Below are 18,903 nucleotides of genomic sequence, written 5' to 3'. Positions count from 1 at the left end.
ACAACCCCGGTGCGGGTTTACGGCTGCGCGCCACCCGCCTCCCCGGAGGCGCCCGGCCGGACTGTCTGCGGGGTTGTCGGCGGGGTTGTCGGCAGGGTGCGGGACAATGGGTTCCACCATGAGTCTCTTCCGCGACGACGGCATCGTGCTGCGCACCCAGAAGCTCGGCGAGGCCGACCGGATCATCACCTTCCTGACCCGCCAGCACGGTCAGGTGCGGGCGGTGGCCCGGGGGGTGCGCCGGACGAAGTCGAAGTTCGGCGCGCGCCTCGAACCGTTCTCGCACGTCGACATCCAGTTCTTCAGTCGCGGCAGCGAACTGGTCGGCCGGACCCTGCCGTTGTGCACCCAGGTGGAGACCATCGCCCCCTACGGCGCCCGGATCGTCGACGACTACGCCCGCTACACGGCGGGCACCGCGATGCTGGAGACCGCCGAGCGCTTCGCCGAGAACGAGGGCCAGCCGGCCGTCCAGCAGTACCTGCTGCTGGTCGGCGCCCTGCGCACGCTGGCCGCCGGCACCCACCAGTCGCACCTGGTGCTGGACGCGTTCCTGCTGCGCTCGCTCGCCGTCAACGGCTACGGCGCGAGCTTCACCGACTGCGCCCGCTGCGGCCTGCCCGGCCCCAACCGCTTCTTCTCGCTCCAGGCCGGAGGCGTGCTGTGCGGCGACTGCCGGGTGCCCGGAAGTGCCGTACCCTCCCCTGAGACACTGGTACTGCTCGGCGCGCTGCTCTCTGGAGACTGGCAGACCGCCGACGGCTGCGAGCCGCGGTACTGGCGCGAGGGCAGCGGGCTGGTGGCCGCCTACCTGCAGTGGCACCTGGAGCGGGGCATCCGCTCGATGAGATACGTGGAGAAATGAGCATGGTCGCGCGACGGCTGTTCGGCAGCAAGCGGACGTACGAGGCTCCGGCCCCGCACCCGAGCGGCGCCGTGCCGCCGAAGATCCCGGGCGAGCTGGTCCCCAACCACGTCGCGGTGGTCATGGACGGCAACGGCCGCTGGGCCAAGGAGCGCGGCCTGCCCCGCACCGAGGGCCACCGGGTCGGCGAGGGCGTCGTCCTCGACGTGCTGCGCGGCTGCCTGGAGGTCGGGGTGAAGAACCTCTCGCTGTACGCGTTCTCCACCGAGAACTGGAAGCGCTCCCCGGACGAGGTGAAGTTCCTGATGAACTTCAACCGGGACGTGATCCGCCGCCGCCGTGACGAGATGGACGCCATGGGCATCCGGATCCGCTGGGCCGGCCGGATGCCGCGGATGTGGAAGAGCGTGGTCCAGGAGCTCCAGGTCGCCCAGGAGCAGACCAAGAACAACGACGCGATGACGCTGTACTTCTGCCTCAACTACGGCGGCCGGGCCGAGATCGCCGATGCCGCGCTGGCGATCGCCCGTGACGTCGCCGCCGGGAAGCTCAACCCGGAGAAGGTCAACGAGAAGCTGTTCGCCAAGTACCTGTACTACCCGGACATGCCGGACGTCGACCTGTTCCTGCGCCCCAGCGGCGAGCAGCGCACCTCCAACTTCCTCGCCTGGCAGTCCGCCTACGCCGAGCTGGTCTTCCAGGACGTGCTGTGGCCGGACTTCGACCGCCGTGACCTGTGGCGCGCCTGCGAGCAGTACGCCCGCCGCGACCGCCGCTTCGGCGGCGCGCTCCCCAACGAGGTCGACGCCGGGCTCCCGCCGCAGCGCTGACCGCGTGCCCGCGGGGTGCGGGTACGGCCGAGGGCCCGGATCGGACTGCTCCGATCCGGGCCCTCGCCGTTGCCGGGCCCTCGCTGCTGCCGGGCCCTCGCTGCTGCCGGGCCGGGCGGTGGCTGCCGCCCGGCCCCGGGCGGTCACTGCTCCGACTGCTTGGCGGCGCACTCGCCGCAGGTGCCGAAGATCTCCAGGGTGTGCGCGATGTCGCTGAAGCCGTGTTCGGCGGCGACCGCGTTGGCCCAGCGTTCGACCGCGGGGCCCTCGACCTCCACGGTCGCTCCGCAGTGCCGGCACACCAGGTGGTGGTGGTGCCCGCTGCTGCACCGCCGGTAGACGGCCTCGCCCTCGGCGGTGCGCAGCACGTCCACCTCGCCCGCCTCGGCGAGGGACTGCAGGGTGCGGTAGACGGTGGTCAGACCCACCGAGTCGCCCCGGTGCTTGAGCATGTCGTGCAGTTCCTGCGCGCTGCGGAAGTCCTCAATCTCGTCCAGGACCGCCGAGACGGCGGTGCGCTGCCGAGTCGATCGCGCGCGCGGCGACGGGCCTGCGGTGGTCACCGTGGGTCCTCCTGCTGATCGGGTGGTTTCGCACATCATTGTGCCAGCCCCCGACTTGACAGCGACTCCCCCGACGGCGGTGCATCGACCGTCGTCCCTGCCGGGGCCCGGACCGGCTCCGTTCCCTCCAGGACCGCGATCCGGCCCTCCGCGGTTCCCGGGTCGCCGGGGGAGTTCCCGGTGGCGCCGGGCAGGGCCACGTCGCACACCGCCGGACCGTGCTCGGCGGACGCCCGGTGGCGCCGCCTGGCCAGCGGTGCGGCGATCGCGCTGAACAGGGCGAAGGTGAGGATGGCCAGGAATACGATGGTCGGGCCGGACGGCAGGTCGGCCTGGTAGGAGGTGCCGACGCCGAACAGCGCCGTCACCACGCCCACGCCGATCGCGGTGGCCTGGGTGGCCGCGAAGGAGCGGGTCAGCTGCTGGGCGGCCGCCACCGGGACCACCATCAGCGCGCTCACCAGCAGCAGGCCGACCACCCGCATGGCGACGGTCACGGTGACCGCGGCCATCACCGCGAGCAGCAGGTTCAGCACCCGCACCGGCAGGCCGGTCACCCGGGCGAACTCCTCGTCCTGGCAGACCGCGAACAGTTGGCGCCGCAGGCCGACGGTCACCGCGAGGACCACCGCGGCGAGCAGGCCGATCACCGCCAGGTCGCTGGGGGAGACGAACAGGATGGAGCCCCACAGGTAGCTCTCCAGGCTGCCCGCGCCGGACTGGCTGCTCATCGAGACCAGCAGCTTGCCACCGGCCATGCCGCCGTAGAAGAGCATCGCCAGCGCGATGTCGCCGCGCTGGTTGCCGCGGGCCCGGACCAGCTCCATCACGACGGCGCCGAGCACGCAGACCAGCACCGCCGTCCACATCGGGTTGGCCTGGAACAGGAAGCCGAGGCCGACGCCGGTCAGCGCGACGTGCCCGATGCCGTCGCCCATCAGTGCCTGCCGGCGCTGCACCAGGTAGATGCCGATCGAGGGCGCGGTGACGCCGACCAGGACGGCGGCGAGGAACGCCCGCTGCATGAAGTCGGGTTGGAACATCTCGATCATGCCAGTAGCCCCTGGGTGGTGCGGTGGTGGTCGTCGGCGTGCGGGTGGACGTGGTCGTGGCCGGGCAGCGCGTGCTGGCCGACGCCCCGGGGCGGTGGCCCGTCGTGCGCCACGCAGCCGTCGCGGAGCACCACGGCCCGGTCGATCAGCGGTTCGAGCGGCCCGAGTTCGTGCAGCACCAGCAGGACGGCGCAGCCGCGGTCGACCTCGGCGCGGAGGATGTCGGCGAGCACCTGCTGGCTGTCCACGTCGACCCCGGCCATCGGCTCGTCCATGATCAGCAGGTCGGGGGCGCCGACCAGGGCGCGGGCGATCAGCACCCGCTGGTGCTGCCCGCCGGACAGGTGGGCCACGCCGTCGCCGGCCCGGTCCAGCATGCCGACGGCGGTCAGCGCCCGGTCCACCGCGGCCCGGTCCTTGCGGCGGAACGGCAGCAGCCGGTGCTGCGGCAGCCGCCCGGTGGAGACCACCTCGCGCACGGTGGCCGGCACCCCGCCGGCCGCGGTGGTGCGCTGCGGCACGTAGCCGATCCGGTGCCAGTCCCGGAACTTGCGGTAGGGCCGTCCGAACAGCTCCAGGCTGCCCCGGTCGAGCGGCACCGAGCCGATCACGCTCTTCACGGTGGTGGACTTCCCGGATCCGTTGGCGCCCAGCAGGGCGACCACTTCACCGGGCCGGACGGTCAGGTCGACGCCGCGGAGCACCGGCCGCCCCCCGACGGTGGCGACCGCGCCCCGGAGGCCGACGACCGCCGGCCCGGCGTCCTCGGGGGAGGACGGACGGGGCCGGTCGGAGTCTGCCGGGGCAATGACAGCACTCATGGTGGTTCCTCGCTCTGCTCTCGCCGCTCGTTCAGGTGTCCGCCCGGTGGCGCGGCGGTCCGCCCGCTCACGGGCTGGGTCGGCTCGTGGGGTTCAGCGGGCGCCGAGCGCGGCCCGCAGGTTGGCCAGGTTCTGCCGCATGACGGAGAAGTAGTCGTCCCGGTCCGGCTCCTTGATCCCCTCGAGGGGGTCGAGCACGGCGGTCTTGAGCCCCAGGTCGGCGGCCACGGTCTCGGCCAGCTTGGGGCTGACCAGGGCTTCGAAGAAGACGGTGGTCACACCGTTCTCCTTGGCCGCGCGCTGGATCGCGGCCATCCGGGACGGGGTGGGCTCGGCCTCCGGGTCGACCCCGTTGATCGCGACCTGCTCCAGTCCGTAGTGGTCGGCGAGGTAGCCGAACGCGGCGTGGCTGGTGACGAAGGTCCGGGTGCCGGTGTTCGCCAGGCCGTCCTTGAACTCCTGGTCCAGGGTGGTCAGCCGGGCCACCAGGTCGTCGGTGTTGCGCCGGTAGTCGGCGGCGTTCGAGGGGTCGACCTCCGCCAGTTCGGCTCCCACGGCGCGGGCCACCGCTGCGTACCGGGTCGGGTCCAGCCAGATGTGCGGGTCTCCGGCCGGGCCGTCGTGCTCGTGCCCGTGCTCGCCGTCGTGCGCCTCGGTCCCGTCCCCCTCGTCCTCCCCGCCCTCGTCGAGGTGGTGGTCCACCAGCGGGGAGACGGCGGTGGCGTCCACCGCGTGCTTGACGTGGGACTGCGTGACGGCCTTGTCCACCGTGGGCTGCAGGCCCTTCAAGTAGACCACCGCGTCGGCCCGTTCGACGGCCGCGACCTGCTTGGCCGTCAGCTCCAGGTCGTGCGGTTCCACTCCGGGGGCGGTCAGGTCGGTGACCTCGACGTGCTCCCCGCCTATCTGCCGGGTCAGGTACTCCATCGGGTAGAAGGAGGCCACCACGTTCAGTCGGCCGCCGTCCTTCCCCGCCGCGCTGCTGACACCGCCGCATCCGGAGAGCAGCAGCGATCCGGCAACGGCGGTGGTGGCGAGTGCTATCAGGGGGAGCGGGCGGCGAATCCTCATGACAACCATTCTCATCTTATCTGGAAATGATTGTCAACTTGCATTGGGTGGGGCGGTCGCGTACCGGCGCCGGGCGCCCGCTCCGCCGGCCCGTTCCGGCGGTTCCTTCCGGCGGCCCCTTCCGGTGCCCGTGCCGTGCGGGTCCGCGGCTCCGCCGACCGGTCTCCAACACGCCGGAGAACGCACCTCTGTTCACTCCCGGTACAGCCAGTGGGCGGCCCGCCCGTGCCACTATCGAGTTGAACCCCGCCCCTGCATCCCCGGTACCCTGAGTTATTCGGGCGCGCGCAACCAGCCGCGCCCTGACCGTGCCGTCGTACTGAAGAGAGCACTGTGGCCGCCGACAAGATCGACACGATCGTCAGCCTGAGCAAGCGCCGTGGCTTCGTCTACCCCTGCAGCGAGATCTACGGCGGTACCCGCGCCGCCTGGGACTACGGTCCGCTGGGAGTCGAGCTCAAGGAGAACATCAAGCGCCAGTGGTGGCGCGCGATGGTCACCGCTCGGGAGGACGTCGTCGGTATCGACTCCTCGGTGATCCTGGCCCGCGAGGTCTGGGAGGCGTCCGGCCACGTCGCGACCTTCAACGACCCGCTGACCGAGTGCCTCTCCTGTCACAAGCGCTTCCGCGCCGACCACCTGGAAGAGGCGTACGAGGCCAAGCACGGCAAGCTGCCCGCCAACGGCCTCGCCGACCTCAACTGCCCGAACTGCGGCAACAAGGGCGCCTTCACGGAGCCCAAGGAGTTCTCGGGCATGCTGAAGACGCACCTCGGTGTCACCGAGGACGCCTCCGGCCTGGCCTACCTGCGCCCCGAGACGGCGCAGGGCATCTTCACCAACTTCCGGGCCGTCCAGAACACCGCGCGGAAGAAGCCGCCGTTCGGCATCGCCCAGGTGGGCAAGAGCTTCCGCAACGAGATCACCCCCGGCAACTTCATCTTCCGCACCCGCGAGTTCGAGCAGATGGAGATGGAGTTCTTCGTCAAGCCGGGCGAGGACGAGACCTGGCACGAGTACTGGCTCGAACAGCGCTGGAACTGGTACGTCGACCTCGGCCTGCGCACCGAGAACATGCGCTTCTTCGAGCACCCCAAGGAGAAGCTGTCCCACTACGCCAAGCGCACGGTGGACATCGAGTACCGCTTCAACTTCGGCGGCAGCGAGTTCTCCGAACTGGAGGGCGTGGCCAACCGCACCGACTACGACCTGACGGTGCACAGCGAGCACTCCGGCCAGGACCTCAAGTACTTCGACCAGGACGCGAACGAGCGCTACTTCCCGTACGTGATCGAGCCCGCGGCCGGCCTCAACCGCGCCATGCTGGCCTTCCTGCTCGACGCCTACTTCGAGGACGAGGCGCCGAACGCCAAGGGCGTCATGGAGAAGCGCGTCGGCATGCGGCTCGACCCCCGGCTCGCCCCGGTCAAGGTCGCGGTGCTTCCGCTGTCCCGCAACGCCGACCTCTCGCCGAAGGCCCGCGGCCTCGCCGCCGACCTGCGCTCCGCCTGGAACGTGGAGTTCGACGACGCCGGCGCGATCGGCAAGCGCTACCGCCGCCAGGACGAGATCGGCACGCCGTTCTGCGTCACCGTCGACTTCGACACCCTCGAGGACAACGCGGTGACCGTTCGCGAGCGTGACACCATGGCGCAGGAGCGGGTGTCGCTCGACCAGGTGAAGTCCTACCTGGCCGCCCGCCTGATCGGCTGCTGACACCGGACAACCCGGGCAGCGGCGCCGCAGTTCTTCGTCCGGCCGGTGGGCCCCGATCGGGGGACCGCCGGCCGGACCGCGTTCGACCGCTGGTGCGGAAGCCCGCTCAGCGACGCTGGCGGGACTTCGACTTGGGCCGGGGAACCGGTTCGGTCGGCAGCCCCGCGGTGCGCAGTGCCGCGAACGCGCTGCGGGCCCGGCCCTCCTCCAGGCCGTCCACGGCGAACAGCAGCGTGTTGTACAGCTCCGCCGAATCCCGCACCGCGGCCGCGAACCGGCCGACGTCGCTCGCCGAACGCATCCGCACCAGTTCGCCGATCAGCTCGGTGGCGGACTCCTCGCCCAGTGCCGCGGCGATCGCGGCGACCTCCCCGATCGGTCGGCCCGCAGCCTGGCGCAGCAGGTGGCGGGCGTCGCCGGAGCGCCCCGATTCCCGCAAGTGCCGTGCCAGCTCGGAGAGTTCACTGGCAGGTGCGGAGGCCCGCTCCCAGAGCAGGGTCTGTCCGTCGGCCGACTGCCCCGACCGCTCCAGGGCCGCTAGCAGGGCGGGGAGGGCCTGCGCGTCCACCGACCACAGGGCGTGGAACAGGTCTGCCGCTTCCTCCACCAGTCCCTCGCGGCGCAGTTCCGCCAGCGTGGCCGCCGAATGCTCCGGGGGGCCGAGAGCCACGGACCTGGCCAGGTAGGCGGAGGAACCGGTCGGCCCCTCCTTGCGCAGCAGCGCGGCCAGTTCGACCAGGTCGGCCGGGCCGGTCACCAGTGCCGCCCGGCCCACGGCGGCCGCGGACTCGTGCACCGCACCCCGCCGGTGCAGGTCGGTGATCCGCTGGACGAGGGCGATCAGTTCGGCGTTCGTCCGGTGCCGGGGCCCTCTCGTCGTCGGGGGCGTTGCGGTGTCGCCCCCCGTGTTTCCGGTGCTCCCCGTGTTTCCCGTGCCCCTGGAACTCTCGGGCCCGGTGCTGCGGTTGCCGGTGGGGGAGCCGTGGCCCGCGTCGACTCCCGCACCCGGGCGAAGGGCTGTGCTGTTGTCCCGTCCGGCGCGGGGGCGCCCAGTGCGGGCGGAGGCGGCGCTGTGTGCCTTGAGGTCGCCGGAGCTCTTCTCCGGAGCGGGCGTTCTGGCCCATGAGGTGCCGGCGGGCCCCTCCGCCGTGCTATTCGGCCTGTTCGGGCGGTCGGTCGCTTCATGGTCGCGGGTGCCGGGCGGGACGGCGGAGGAGGTCGCGCGACCGTCGTCCTTCCGGGCGGAGCGGAGGGGGCGGCCGATCCTGAAGCGGGCGCCGCGCAGTGGCGGGGCGGCAGCGGTCGGCGCGGTACCGGTGGTGTCGTCGGGTGCGCCGCCCGGATCGCCGGCGGTCTCGGGCCGGTGCCCTGTACCGAAGCGGGCCCCGGTCGGGAACGTCCGTTGCGGGGGTGCCGGGGGAGCGGTCGACCCGGCCGGGGGACGGGTCCGGAGTCCTTCGGCAGGTTTCCCGGGGGCGTCGTTCGCGGCACCGGCGGGCACGGGAGGGGCTCCGCCGGCCAGTTGGCCCGCCAACTGCCGGTCCTCGGCGGCCAGGAGGCGGTCACTCAGTTCCAGGCAGCGTGCGCCGAGCCCTTTGCGGAGGTGCTGGGCCTGGGCTAGCTGCCGCATCAGTTCGGGGTCGGGCTGCCGGGGCGGACGGCCGTACGCGGGCGCGTGGTCGGGTTCGTGGCCGGCCCGGACGGCCTCGGCGAGCCTGCGCTCGCGCTGCGCGGCGAACTGGCGCGCTCTCAGTAGTTCGTCCAACTCCGCTCTGAGCGTTTGGACATCGGCCGAATCCGGCCCCGTACTGCCTATGGTCATCGCGCCCCGCCCTGACCTCTCCAAGGAGGCCCGCCCGACCGGCCTCCGCACACAACGACTGGTGGCCATCCTGGCGTTGCTGTACGGCGGCCACGTTACGGGAGCAAGTCTTAGCCTTTTCGAGATGGGGACGCGAGTGGCCGGTGTGGTGCGGGAGGGCGGTGGAACTCGTGGATTTCGGCCAAAACCCGCCCGGCTTGCCCCGCTTGTGCCGATTGCGAGTAACTCACTTTGCAGTAGCGGGAGTTGGGATGGGAAGGTCAGCCCGCCAGGCGCGCCCGGGCCTCCATCAACGCGAAACCGAGGAGGTTCAGTCCGCGCCACCGGGCCGGGGAATCCGCCCGTTCGTCGTCGGCCGCCAGTCCGATGCCCCAGATCCGGTCGAGAGGGCTGGCCTCCACCAGGACACGCCGACCGGTGCGGAGCAGGTACGCGCGGAGCCGCTCGTCCTGCCCGAACTTCGCGGTGCTCCCGGCCACCACCAGTTCGAAACGGTGCTCCACCCACCGGCGCTCGTCGAACCCCCGGACCAGGCGGCCGAGGTTCTTCGCCTCGGCGGGTGTCCGCGCCCGGAGGATCCTCGGGACGGCCTCCTCGTCCCCGAACAGCCGGGCCTTCCCGGCCATCATCCAGTGCTCTGCGGTGAGGTACTGGACCCCGTCGACGGTGAACGGGGAGGGCCACCACTGGCTGAGCGCACCGGGCCCGACCTGCCCGTCCCGCTGCGGCTGGTGCCCCCAGAAATGCAGGTACTTCGGGCGCGCCCCGGACGTGACCGCAGCCGTCAACTGCTCGCGAGTGCGCGTCTCGTGCGGAGGGATGGCCTGGTCCGTGGTCATGCCGCCATCCTCGCACCGGCCCCGGCCGTCGGCTCCCCATTTTCCCGCGGCCCCTGCGGCTTGCCCGCCCAGGCGCGGAGCGTCCTGCCGCCTGCCGCTGCCCGGTCGGCGCCGTTGTCTCCTCGGCATCAGGCGACGCGCGGCAGTGCGCCCGCCGACCACGGCCGCACCGGCGAGCGCGACCCCCTGGGGCGGGGCCGATGGCCGGAGCACGGTCGTTGGTCGGCTGGGCGAAACGCACTGTGCAGAAATCAAGGATCGGAAGAGCTGAGAGAGGAGCGGGAGAAGGGAGACGATCGGATCGACGGCGGTGCTCGCCGGATCACCGCAGGGCCGGACAACTCCTTTCAGCCAGGGACGGGACGGTCTGTTCGAGGTGCCCGGCGCAGCCGGTCCGGGCAAGGCCGGGCGGCCCGGCCCCGGCGGCCCGCAACCGGTCGGACATCCGGGTGTGCACCCGGCTGCTCGGACACCCGGGCGCGGTGCCCGGAGCGGACCGTGCCGTCAGGTGGGCGTTGCGCACTGGCACTCCTTCCGTGAGGAACCCGGCGGGTCGTTCGCCCACCGGAGTCGAGGTGGTGGCGCGCTTCCGGAGCGACCGGGCGGGCCGACGACCGGCCGCCGGCGCCGGAGCGACGCCCCGCCGGAACGCCGTGGACCAGCACTTCGCGGCCAACGGCAGCTCCGCGCACGCCGCCATCAGCAGGGCGGTCAGCAGTTCACCTCCGCCGGAAGCCGACGCCACGTCGCACCCGGCATCCGTGAGCAGCAGGAGACCGGCCAGAACAGCGGGCCAGAACGGGCTCAGGCCCCGCCGCAGGCGTGCGGCGGCCGTGCACAGGGCCGCCGCCTCGCCCAGGTCGAGCACGGCCCAGGGGCGTCCGCCGGGGAGCGCGGCGAGCAGTGCGGCCCAGGGCAGCAGGAGCACCCCGCACCCCAGGAACAGCACCTCGGCCCGCAGCCGCCCGACCCGGCGGCCCACAGCTGAGGGCCGCCCCGCCCGGACGACCCCGCCGGCACCGGGCGAAGCGGGCACGCAGACGGCCGCGGTCATGCCGTCCTCCCCCGCACCGGGCCGTCCGCGCAGACGCAGCCGGCCGCCGTCGACAGCCGGGCCCAGTGGAACTCGCCGGCGGCCGAACCGAACCAGAACCGGCCCGCGGTCCGTACGGCGACGGGCCCCGTGGTCCGCCGCCGCAGGCCGCCGGTGAGGAAGCGCACCGGCGGGGCCGTTCCGCAGGGTGGCAGTCGGCCCCACGCACACGAGACCGATCCCTCCTCCGGACCGCCGGCCGGGCTGCGCCGTGCCCCGCGCAACCCGGAGGAACCGAGCGAGGAGGCGACCACGACGTCGAGCAGTTCGCCGTGCTCGTAGACCTCCATGGCCGGTCGGCGGCCCGCGCGCAGCCGGGCCACCCAGGGGCCGACCGCGGAGATCAGCCCCGACTCCCCGGATCCGTCGTGGAGTTCGGAGGAGGGGTAGGGAAAGCCGGGGGCCGTTGCCCGGCCGGAGGAGAAAGGGGTGCGGCCGCAGCGGAAGAGGTTCGTGTTCGTCATGCCGTCAAGAATCCTTCGACGCGAGGACCTTGTCGGTAGCGTGCGGTTCCGTCTTTATGGTGTAGCTGGCTACACCATAAAGACGGAGGCCTGCGCCATGGATGCCGGAATCGGGCGGACCCTACGCTGATCCGCATGTTCCAGTCGAAGATCGATGCGCCACCGCACCGGGCGGCTCGGGGAGCCGCGGTCCGTGCCGTCCTGGCCACCCGCACGCCGTGGTCCGCGAGCGCTCGACGGGACTCGCTGTTCCTGGCCGCGGGTCTCCCGTTCGGCCTGCCCACCGTGATCGTCCTCAGCGCCCCGATCGACGTCCTGCCGCTGTGCCTGCTCCTGGCGGTGGCCCTGCTCGACCTGCTGACCACCGCCCAGCGCGGCCGGGTCCGCGCCCTGCACGGGGTGGAGGTCCCGAGCCGGGTCCCGCCGGAGGCGGCGTGGCTGGTCAGGCTCCGCGCGGGGCTGACGTGGCGCCAGGCGGTCCACCATCTGCTGGTCGCTCCGGTGCAGGCCCTGTGCGCCGGCCTGGTGCTCGCCCTCTGGGGGGCATCGGCCGTCCTGCTCGGTTTCTTCGGCTGGGTGCGGCTGCTGCCACCGGACAACCCCCTGCGCGCCGGACCTGGCTGGGCCGTCGAGGGCGCCTTCGCCACGCTCGGCGGCCTGCTCCTGCTGGTCGCCACCCCCTGGCTCGCCGCGCTGTGCGCCGCCGTCGACCTGTGGACGGTCCGCGCCCTGCTCGGCCCCAACCGGGCGGAGGTGCTGGAGCGCCGCGTCGAGCACCTGGCCCGGAGCCGGGTGGACGTGGTGGACGCGGCCGACGCCGAACGCCGCCGCATCGAAAGGGACTTGCACGACGGCGCGCAGCAACGCCTGGTCTCGCTCGCGATGAACCTGGGCCTCGCCCGACGCACCCTCAAGCACCTCCCTCCCGAAGCCATGGAGGTCATCGCCGCCGCGCACGAGGAGGCCCAGGCCGCGGTCAGGGAGCTCCACGACCTGGTCCGCGGCCTGCACCCGGCGGTCCTGGAGGACCGGGGGCTCGACGCGGCGCTCTCCGGCATCGCCGCCCGCAGCCCCGTCCCCGTGCACCTCACGGTCGACCTCCCGGGCCGGATAGCCCCCACCGTGGAGGCGGTCGCCTACTTCACGGTCTCCGAAGCACTGGCCAACGCCGCCAAGCACTCCCGGGCCTCCCGGGTCGACCTCGCCCTGCGGCAGTCGGCCGACCGGCTGCGCATCACCATCACCGACGACGGCGTCGGCGGGGCGGACGCAGGCCGGGGCACCGGCCTCACCGGCCTGCGCAAACGCGCCGCCTCGGTCGACGGATCGTTCACCATCACCAGCCCCCGCGGGGGCCCGACCACCATCACCATGGAGCTGCCGTGCGAGCTGTGATCGCCGAGGACTCGGTCCTGCTGAGGATCGGCATCGTCAAGGTGCTGGAGAGCGAGGGCTACGAGGTCGCCGCCGCGGTGGGGGACGCCGAGGCGCTGCTCGCCGCCGTGGAGGAGCACCGCCCGCAGATCGTCGTCGCGGACGTCCGGATGCCTCCGGGCTTCACCGACGAGGGCGTCCGGGCCGCACTGATGATCCGGCGGCAGTGGCCCGGCACCGCGGTCGTCCTGCTCTCCCAGTTCGTCGAGGAGCGCTACGCCGCGGACTTGCTGGCCAAGAACACCAGCGGCGTCGGCTACCTGCTCAAGCAGCGGGTCGCCAACGTGGACGAGTTCGTGGAGGCGCTGCACCGGGTCGCCCAGGGCGGTACCGCCCTCGACCCCGAGGTGGTCGCCCAACTGCTGCTGCGCCGCGACAGCGATCCGCTGCACCGGCTGACGCCCCGCGAGCGGGACGTCCTGGCGCTGATGGCCGAAGGGCGTTCGAACACCGCGATCGCCGAATCCCTGGTCGTCAGCGACAGCGCCGTCTCCAAGCACATCAACTCCATCCTCACCAAGCTCGACCTGCCGCCCGCGGAGGAAACCCACCGGCGGGTGCTCGCGGTGCTGCGCTTCCTGGAGGTCAGCCAGTGACGCGAACCGCACCGCCCGAGCCCCGGGCCGCTCCCGCCCCGGGCCGGCTCTCCCGCTGGCTGCCGGTCCCGGTCCCGGGCCCGCCCGTCGTACCAGGTCCCGGCGAGCGCAGGGCCTGGCGGGTCGTCGGCGTGCTGGCCCTGCTCTGCGCGGTCCTGGCGGGCGCCGCCGCCACGGGGGTGCTGCTCGTCCAGCAGGAGGCCGTCCGGGAGCGGACGTACTTCGAGGTGATCGGGCAGCTCGACATCGACTCCGGCCCCGCCCAGGTCACCGTCCGCTCCGGCGGTACCGACCGGGTGGTGGTGTCCGAGCGGATCGGCTGGGCCGTGCGGAAGCCCAAGGTTGCCGCACGGGTCGACGCGGGCACGATGACGCTCTCCGTCGGCTGCCCGGAGGTCCGGCTCCTGTCCGGGTGTCCGGTCGCCCTGGACATACAGGTGCCGCCGTCGACCACCGTCCACGCGCGCAACGGCTCCGGGCGGACGGAGCTCGTGGGCCTGGCCGGCAGCGTCTCGGCGGAGACCGGCAGCGGGCAGGTCGAGCTGGTCGAGGTCAGCGGTCCGATCCGGGCCAAGAGCGGCTCCGGGCAGATCATCGGCACGGGGCTGGGCGCGTCCAAGGCCCAGCTGTCCGCCTCCTCCGGAACGATCACCCTGCGGTACGCCCGGCCACCGGACGGGGTCACCGCCCGCCTCGCCTCCGGGAACCTCGTCCTGCAACTGCCCGACGACCACAACCGGTACCGGATCGACCTCAACAGCGACGGCGGCGGCCAGAAGATCGACCAGTCCCTCCAGGACGTCGACTCGCCGAGGCTGATCGATGTCACCTCTGCCTCCGGCAGCGTCACCATCGACCGGGCCGGAGAACCCTGACCGCCCCGAACTGCCCACCGGGCGGCGACCCCACCCCCGAGCAGCGCTCCCCGCAGCAGAGTTCCCCCGAGCAAGTGGTGCCGTCCCCGACGACACCACTCCTCGACGACACCACTCCTCGACGACACCGCTCCCCGACGACACCGGCCCTCGGGGGCCCGGCCCCGAGCAGCTCCCGGCCTCGGACGGGGCCGTCCGGCGGGTGGGAGAGAATGGAGAGTCCGGAAGCCCGCCGTTGGGGCCCTACCCGTATGAGGATCCGCCGCGTATGACCATCACGCCCGACACCGCCCAGGCCACCCCGGCAGCTCCCGGCGCACCGGAGTTCGCCCCGCTGAACATCGGGCCGATGCAGGTCTGGCCGCCGGTGGTGCTGGCCCCGATGGCCGGCATCACCAACGCCCCCTTCCGGACCCTCTGCCGGGAGCAGAGCGGCGGTCGGGGCCTGTACGTCTCCGAGATGATCACCACCCGTGCCCTGGTCGAGCGCAACGCGAAGACCATGCAGCTGATCAAGTTCGACCCGAGCGAGAAGCCGCGCTCGATCCAGTTGTACGGGGTGGACCCGGAGACCGTCGGCAGGGCGGCGCGGATGATCTCCGAGGAAGGGCTCGCCGACCACATCGACCTCAACTTCGGCTGCCCCGTCCCCAAGGTGACCCGCAAGGGCGGCGGTTCCGCGCTGCCGTACAAGCGCAACCTGCTGCGCGACATCCTGCGCCAGGCGGTCGCCAACGCGGGCGACCTGCCGGTCACGATGAAGATGCGCAAGGGCATCGACGACGACCACCTCACCTATCTCGACGCCGGCCGGATCGGTGCCGAGGAGGGCGTCTCCGCCATCGCCCTGCACGGCCGCACCGCTGCCCAGCACTACGGCGGCACCGCGGACTGGTCGGCGATCGCCCGGCTCCGCGAGTCCGTCCCGGCCGGCATCCCGGTGCTCGGCAACGGAGACATCTGGTCCGCCGACGACGCGGTGCGGATGATGCGCGAGACCGGGTGCGACGGCGTGGTCGTCGGCCGGGGCTGCCTGGGCCGGCCCTGGCTGTTCAAGGACCTGGTGTCGATCTTCGAGGGCGACGTCGACTACGCCCGCCCCACCTTCGCGTACGTGGCCCGCGCCATGGTGCGGCACGCCCAGCTGCTCGGGGAGTGGCTCGGCGACGAGGCCCGCGGTGTCATCGACTTCCGCAAGCACGTCGCGTGGTACACCAAGGGCTTCTCGGTCGGCTCCGAGCTGAGGGTGAAGCTCGCCGGTTCCAGTTCTCTGGCCGAGCTGGCCGAGACGCTGGCCCTGGTCGACCAGGAGCAGAGCTGGCCGATCGGTGCGGACGGTCCGCGCGGCCGGACCAGCGGCAACAACCGGGTGGTCCTGCCCGAGGGCTGGTTGGACGATCCGTACGAGTGCGCCAAGCTCGCCGAAGACGCCGAATCGGACACTTCTGGCGGATGATCTGTACGACACGGCAGGTTCGGCCTCGAGCCGAGCCTGGCCGTGGCGTCCCGGCCGGATTGTCCAAGCTGGACAGTAGGGCTCCTTGGAGGCGCATTCGAGCAACACAGAGCGATGGGATTATCAACAGAAAGCGACACTCGGCGTAGGCCGACTCGGCTCGACGGCTGAGATGCGCCCGTGACGCTGGCCACATATCGTGGCGAGTGACAGTCGGTCAGCGGACTTCGCCAAGGTGTACAAGTCCGGATCGCTTCCCGAACGGGCCTCCGGCGGATCGCCGCAGCTGGCTGCAGGAAATCAAGCCGGGGAAACGTGGTGGAGCGGATGTCGTCACGGTGTGTCCGGTTCGCGTGAGCTGCATGTGGCGATGCGTTCACTTCTTGAAGTCTTACAAGCGTCATCCGGACGATTTCAGCAACGCAGGCAAACGCTCGTCCGGGCATTAGATCTGTTGGCCAATCGCCTGCTTGGCAGCTCGTACGAGCTATTCGCTCCCCTAGACGGCCTTCGAAATGGGTATGTTCTCCGGCGTCAGGGCAACCGTGTGCGAGGAGAACGACCCGTGGCGGCGCAGCAGAAGTTTGTTTACTCCTTCACCGAAGGAAACAAGGACCTCAAGGATCTTCTCGGCGGGAAGGGTGCGAACCTCGCCGAGATGACCAACCTGGGCCTCCCCGTCCCTCCGGGGTTCACCATCACCACCGACGCCTGCAAGGTCTTCCTGGAGACCGGGACCGAGCCGGGCTCGCTGAACGAGGAGATCACCGGCCACCTGGTCGCCCTCGAGGAGCAGATGGGCAAGCGGCTCGGCCAGGCCGACGACCCGCTGCTGGTCTCGGTGCGTTCCGGCGCCAAGTTCTCGATGCCCGGAATGATGGACACCGTCCTGAACATCGGCCTCTCCGACGCCTCGGTGACCGGGCTCGCCGCCCAGTCCGGCAACGAGCGCTTCGCCTGGGACTCCTACCGCCGCCTGGTCCAGATGTTCGGCAAGACCGTGCTGGGCGTCGACGGCGAGCTCTTCGAGGAGGCGCTGGAGGAGGCCAAGCACGCCAAGGGCACCGCCAACGACCTGGACCTCACCGCCGCGGACCTGGAGGCGCTGGTCGGGACCTTCAAGGCGATCGTGCGCCGGGAGACCGGCCGGGACTTCCCGCAGGACCCGCGCGAGCAGCTGGACCTGGCGATCCACGCGGTCTTCCACTCCTGGAACGGCGACCGGGCCCGCCTCTACCGCCGGCAGGAGCGCATCCCGAATGACCTGGGCACCGCCGTCAACGTCTGCACCATGGTCTTCGGCAACCTCGGCGAGGACTCGGGCACCGGTGTCGCCTTCACCCGCGACCCCTCCACCGGCACCCAGGGCGTCTACGGCGACTACCTGCAGAACGCCCAGGGCGAGGACGTGGTGGCGGGCATCCGCAACACCCTGCCGCTGGCCGACCTGGAGCAGCTCGACAAGAAGTCGTACGACGAGCTGATGACCATCATGCACACCCTGGAGAACCACTACCGGGACCTGTGCGACATCGAGTTCACCATCGAGCGCGGCAAGCTCTGGATGCTGCAGACCCGGGTCGGCAAGCGCACCGCCGCCGCCGCGTTCCGGATCGCCGTCCAACTCGTCGACCAGGGCCTGATCGACCTGGACGAGGCGCTGCACCGGGTCACCGGCGGCCAGCTCGCCCAGCTGATGTTCCCGCGCTTCGCGCCCACCTCCGAGACCAAGCCGGTCGCGTACGGCATCGCCGCCTCGCCCGGCGCGGCGGTCGGCAAGGTGGTCTTCGACTCGTACACCGCGGTGAAGTGGTCGCGCTCCGGCGAACAGGTCATCCTGGTCCGCCGCGAGACCAACCCGGACGACCTGGAAGGCATGATCGCCGCCGAGGGCATCCTCACCTCGCGCGGCGGCAAGACCTCGCACGCGGCCGTGGTCGCCCGCGGCATGGGCAAGACCTGTGTCTGCGGTGCCGAGGAACTGGAGGTCGACACCAAGAACCGCAAGTTCACCACCGCCGACGGCCAGGTCGTCCACGAGGGCGACGTCGTCTCCATCGACGGCGCCAACGGCAAGGTGTACCTGGGCGAGGTCCCGGTGCTGCCGTCCCCGGTGGTCGAGTACTTCGAGGGCACCATCCACGCCGGCGCCGACGTCCAGGGCGGACTCGTCCAGGCCGTGCACCGGCTGATGTCGCACGCCGACGGCCGCCGCCGCCTCGCGGTGCGCGCCAACGCCGACAACGCCGAGGACGCGAACCGCGCCCGCCGGTACGGCGCCCAGGGCATCGGCCTGTGCCGCACCGAGCACATGTTCCTCGGCGAGGAGCGCCGCAAGGAGGTCGAGCACCTGATCCTGGCGGACAACGACAAGGACCGCGAGACCGCGCTGTCCAGCCTGCTGCCGCTGCAGAAGGGCGACTTCCTGGAGCTGTTCCAGTCGATGGACGGCCTCCCGGTGACGGTCCGGCTGCTCGACCCGCCGCTGCACGAGTTCCTGCCCGACATCACCGAACTGTCGGTGCGTGTCGCCCTCGCCGAGGCCCGCAAGGACCCGAACGAGAACGACCTGCGCCTGCTCCAGGCCGTCCACCGGCTGCACGAGGCCAACCCGATGCTCGGCCTGCGCGGCGTCCGCCTCGGTCTGGTCATCCCCGGCCTGTTCGGCATGCAGGTCCGGGCGATCGCCGAGGCCGCGGCCGAGCGCAAGCTGGCCGGCGGCGACCCGCGCCCCGAGGTGATGATCCCGCTGGTCGGCACCGTCCAGGAGCTGGAACTGGTCCGCGACGAGTGCGAGCGGGTGCTCGCCGAGGTCGCCGCGTCCACCGGCGTCACCCTGGACATCAAGCTCGGCACCATGATCGAGCTGCCGCGCGCCGCCGTGACGGCCGGTCAGATCGCCGAGGCCGCCGACTTCTTCTCCTTCGGCACCAACGACCTCACCCAGACCGTGTGGGGCTTCTCCCGCGACGACGTCGAGGCGTCCTTCTTCACCGCCTACCTGGAGAAGGGCATCTTCGGGGTCAGCCCGTTCGAGACCATCGACCGCGACGGCGTCGGCGCCCTGGTCAAGAACGCCGCCCAGGCCGGCCGGGCCACCCGCCCCGACCTCAAGCTCGGCGTCTGCGGCGAGCACGGCGGCGACCCCGACTCGGTGCACTTCTTCCACGAGGTGGGGCTGGACTACGTATCCTGCTCTCCCTTCCGGATTCCGGTGGCGCGCCTGGAAGCGGGCCGCGCCGCCATCGAGACGGCGGGAAGCGACTCGCGCTGACACGAAGCAGCGCGGTTCACTGACCGCACCCCTCCGAAGGGGAGGGGCGTACGGCGGAGCTCGGCGCAGGAGAGCCGCCGTACGGAGCAGCCGGGGCGGGAACGGACAACGGCGTCCGGTCCCGCCCCGGTC

16 protein-coding genes are annotated in these 18,903 nt (G+C 71.9%); 8 read left to right on the top strand and 8 right to left on the bottom strand.

What is annotated here, in order from left to right:
- Nucleotides 1–118: 118 nt before the first annotated feature.
- Nucleotides 119–865 (top strand): DNA repair protein RecO, encoded by a 747-nt coding sequence (gene recO, locus ACFUEL_RS04795; protein WP_033250275.1) that lies wholly within the window; start codon nt 119–121, stop codon nt 863–865.
- A 2-nt stretch (nt 866–867) separates the two neighbouring features.
- Nucleotides 868–1,695, top strand: coding sequence for an isoprenyl transferase (locus tag ACFUEL_RS04790; RefSeq protein ID WP_380234545.1), 828 nt, complete (start codon nt 868–870; stop codon nt 1,693–1,695).
- A gap of 143 nt (nt 1,696–1,838) precedes the next feature.
- Here the strand turns inward: ACFUEL_RS04790 and ACFUEL_RS04785 are convergent, their stop codons facing one another.
- The 4 genes from ACFUEL_RS04785 to ACFUEL_RS04770 form a co-directional block, all read right to left on the bottom strand.
- On the bottom strand, nt 1,839–2,258 hold the full coding sequence (locus ACFUEL_RS04785) for a Fur family transcriptional regulator (RefSeq protein ID WP_380234544.1): 420 nt from the start codon (nt 2,256–2,258) through the stop codon (nt 1,839–1,841).
- Between the two features lie 35 nt (nt 2,259–2,293).
- Nucleotides 2,294–3,310 (bottom strand): metal ABC transporter permease, encoded by a 1,017-nt coding sequence (locus ACFUEL_RS04780; RefSeq protein ID WP_380234543.1) that lies wholly within the window; start codon nt 3,308–3,310, stop codon nt 2,294–2,296.
- Entirely contained in the window at nt 3,307–4,131 is an 825-nt protein-coding gene (locus ACFUEL_RS04775) for a metal ABC transporter ATP-binding protein (protein WP_380234542.1), read from the bottom strand. The genes ACFUEL_RS04780 and ACFUEL_RS04775 overlap by 4 nt, the downstream gene beginning before the upstream one ends.
- Nucleotides 4,132–4,224: 93 nt before the next feature.
- Nucleotides 4,225–5,202 carry a metal ABC transporter substrate-binding protein gene (locus ACFUEL_RS04770; protein WP_380234541.1) on the bottom strand — a complete coding sequence of 326 codons (978 nt, stop codon included), beginning with the start codon at nt 5,200–5,202 and terminating at the stop codon, nt 4,225–4,227.
- A gap of 333 nt (nt 5,203–5,535) precedes the next feature.
- Between ACFUEL_RS04770 and ACFUEL_RS04765 the strand changes: the two genes are divergently transcribed.
- Nucleotides 5,536–6,918, top strand: a complete 1,383-nt coding sequence (locus ACFUEL_RS04765; protein ID WP_380234540.1) for a glycine--tRNA ligase — start codon at nt 5,536–5,538, stop codon at nt 6,916–6,918.
- Between the two features lie 106 nt (nt 6,919–7,024).
- Here the strand turns inward: ACFUEL_RS04765 and ACFUEL_RS04760 are convergent, their stop codons facing one another.
- The 4 genes from ACFUEL_RS04760 to ACFUEL_RS04745 all read right to left on the bottom strand — a co-directional run bounded on the left by ACFUEL_RS04760 (nt 7,025) and on the right by ACFUEL_RS04745 (nt 11,136).
- Entirely contained in the window at nt 7,025–7,714 is a 690-nt protein-coding gene (locus ACFUEL_RS04760) for a hypothetical protein (RefSeq protein WP_380234538.1), read from the bottom strand.
- A gap of 1,286 nt (nt 7,715–9,000) precedes the next feature.
- Nucleotides 9,001–9,579 carry an NADAR family protein gene (locus tag ACFUEL_RS04755; RefSeq protein ID WP_380234537.1) on the bottom strand — a complete coding sequence of 193 codons (579 nt, stop codon included), beginning with the start codon at nt 9,577–9,579 and terminating at the stop codon, nt 9,001–9,003.
- Between the two features lie 322 nt (nt 9,580–9,901).
- Nucleotides 9,902–10,633, bottom strand: a complete 732-nt coding sequence (locus ACFUEL_RS04750; RefSeq protein WP_380234536.1) for a hypothetical protein — start codon at nt 10,631–10,633, stop codon at nt 9,902–9,904.
- Nucleotides 10,630–11,136, bottom strand: coding sequence for a hypothetical protein (locus tag ACFUEL_RS04745; protein WP_380234535.1), 507 nt, complete (start codon nt 11,134–11,136; stop codon nt 10,630–10,632). The genes ACFUEL_RS04750 and ACFUEL_RS04745 overlap by 4 nt, the downstream gene beginning before the upstream one ends.
- A gap of 135 nt (nt 11,137–11,271) precedes the next feature.
- Between ACFUEL_RS04745 and ACFUEL_RS04740 the strand changes: the two genes are divergently transcribed.
- The 5 genes from ACFUEL_RS04740 to ppdK all read left to right on the top strand — a co-directional run bounded on the left by ACFUEL_RS04740 (nt 11,272) and on the right by ppdK (nt 18,771).
- Nucleotides 11,272–12,531, top strand: coding sequence for a histidine kinase (locus ACFUEL_RS04740; RefSeq protein ID WP_380234533.1), 1,260 nt, complete (start codon nt 11,272–11,274; stop codon nt 12,529–12,531).
- A complete protein-coding gene (locus ACFUEL_RS04735) occupies nt 12,519–13,166 on the top strand; it encodes a response regulator (RefSeq protein WP_380234532.1) in 648 nt (215 codons plus the stop codon). Before ACFUEL_RS04740 ends, ACFUEL_RS04735 begins: the two co-directional genes overlap by 13 nt.
- Nucleotides 13,163–14,041, top strand: a complete 879-nt coding sequence (locus tag ACFUEL_RS04730) for a DUF4097 family beta strand repeat-containing protein (protein ID WP_380234531.1) — start codon at nt 13,163–13,165, stop codon at nt 14,039–14,041. Before ACFUEL_RS04735 ends, ACFUEL_RS04730 begins: the two co-directional genes overlap by 4 nt.
- 349 nt (nt 14,042–14,390) lie before the next feature.
- Entirely contained in the window at nt 14,391–15,497 is a 1,107-nt protein-coding gene (gene dusB / locus ACFUEL_RS04725; RefSeq protein ID WP_380234561.1) for a tRNA dihydrouridine synthase DusB, read from the top strand.
- A gap of 565 nt (nt 15,498–16,062) precedes the next feature.
- A complete protein-coding gene (gene ppdK / locus ACFUEL_RS04720) occupies nt 16,063–18,771 on the top strand; it encodes a pyruvate, phosphate dikinase (protein WP_380234530.1) in 2,709 nt (902 codons plus the stop codon).
- Nucleotides 18,772–18,903 lie beyond the last annotated feature (132 nt).

The organism is Kitasatospora sp. NPDC057198 (genome assembly GCF_042670125.1).
In the GTDB taxonomy this organism is placed as follows: Bacteria; Actinomycetota; Actinomycetes; order Streptomycetales; family Streptomycetaceae; genus Kitasatospora.
The sequence above is the reverse complement of the archived record's forward strand: the minus strand, read 5'-3'. Positions and strand labels throughout refer to the sequence as shown.

Excerpts from the sequence above, each read along its gene's own strand:
- recO (WP_033250275.1), top strand. The coding sequence starts at position 119 with ATGAGTCTCTTCCGCGACGACGGCATCGTGCTGCGCACCCAGAAGCTC.
- ACFUEL_RS04790 (WP_380234545.1), top strand. The coding sequence starts at position 868 with ATGGTCGCGCGACGGCTGTTCGGCAGCAAGCGGACGTACGAGGCTCCG.
- ACFUEL_RS04780 (WP_380234543.1), bottom strand. The coding sequence starts at position 3,310 with ATGATCGAGATGTTCCAACCCGACTTCATGCAGCGGGCGTTCCTCGCC.
- ACFUEL_RS04775 (WP_380234542.1), bottom strand. The coding sequence starts at position 4,131 with ATGAGTGCTGTCATTGCCCCGGCAGACTCCGACCGGCCCCGTCCGTCC.
- ACFUEL_RS04770 (WP_380234541.1), bottom strand. The coding sequence starts at position 5,202 with ATGAGGATTCGCCGCCCGCTCCCCCTGATAGCACTCGCCACCACCGCC.
- ACFUEL_RS04755 (WP_380234537.1), bottom strand. The coding sequence starts at position 9,579 with ATGACCACGGACCAGGCCATCCCTCCGCACGAGACGCGCACTCGCGAG.
- ACFUEL_RS04750 (WP_380234536.1), bottom strand. The coding sequence starts at position 10,633 with ATGACCGCGGCCGTCTGCGTGCCCGCTTCGCCCGGTGCCGGCGGGGTC.
- ACFUEL_RS04745 (WP_380234535.1), bottom strand. The coding sequence starts at position 11,136 with ATGACGAACACGAACCTCTTCCGCTGCGGCCGCACCCCTTTCTCCTCC.
- ACFUEL_RS04740 (WP_380234533.1), top strand. The coding sequence starts at position 11,272 with ATGTTCCAGTCGAAGATCGATGCGCCACCGCACCGGGCGGCTCGGGGA.
- dusB (WP_380234561.1), top strand. The coding sequence starts at position 14,391 with ATGCAGGTCTGGCCGCCGGTGGTGCTGGCCCCGATGGCCGGCATCACC.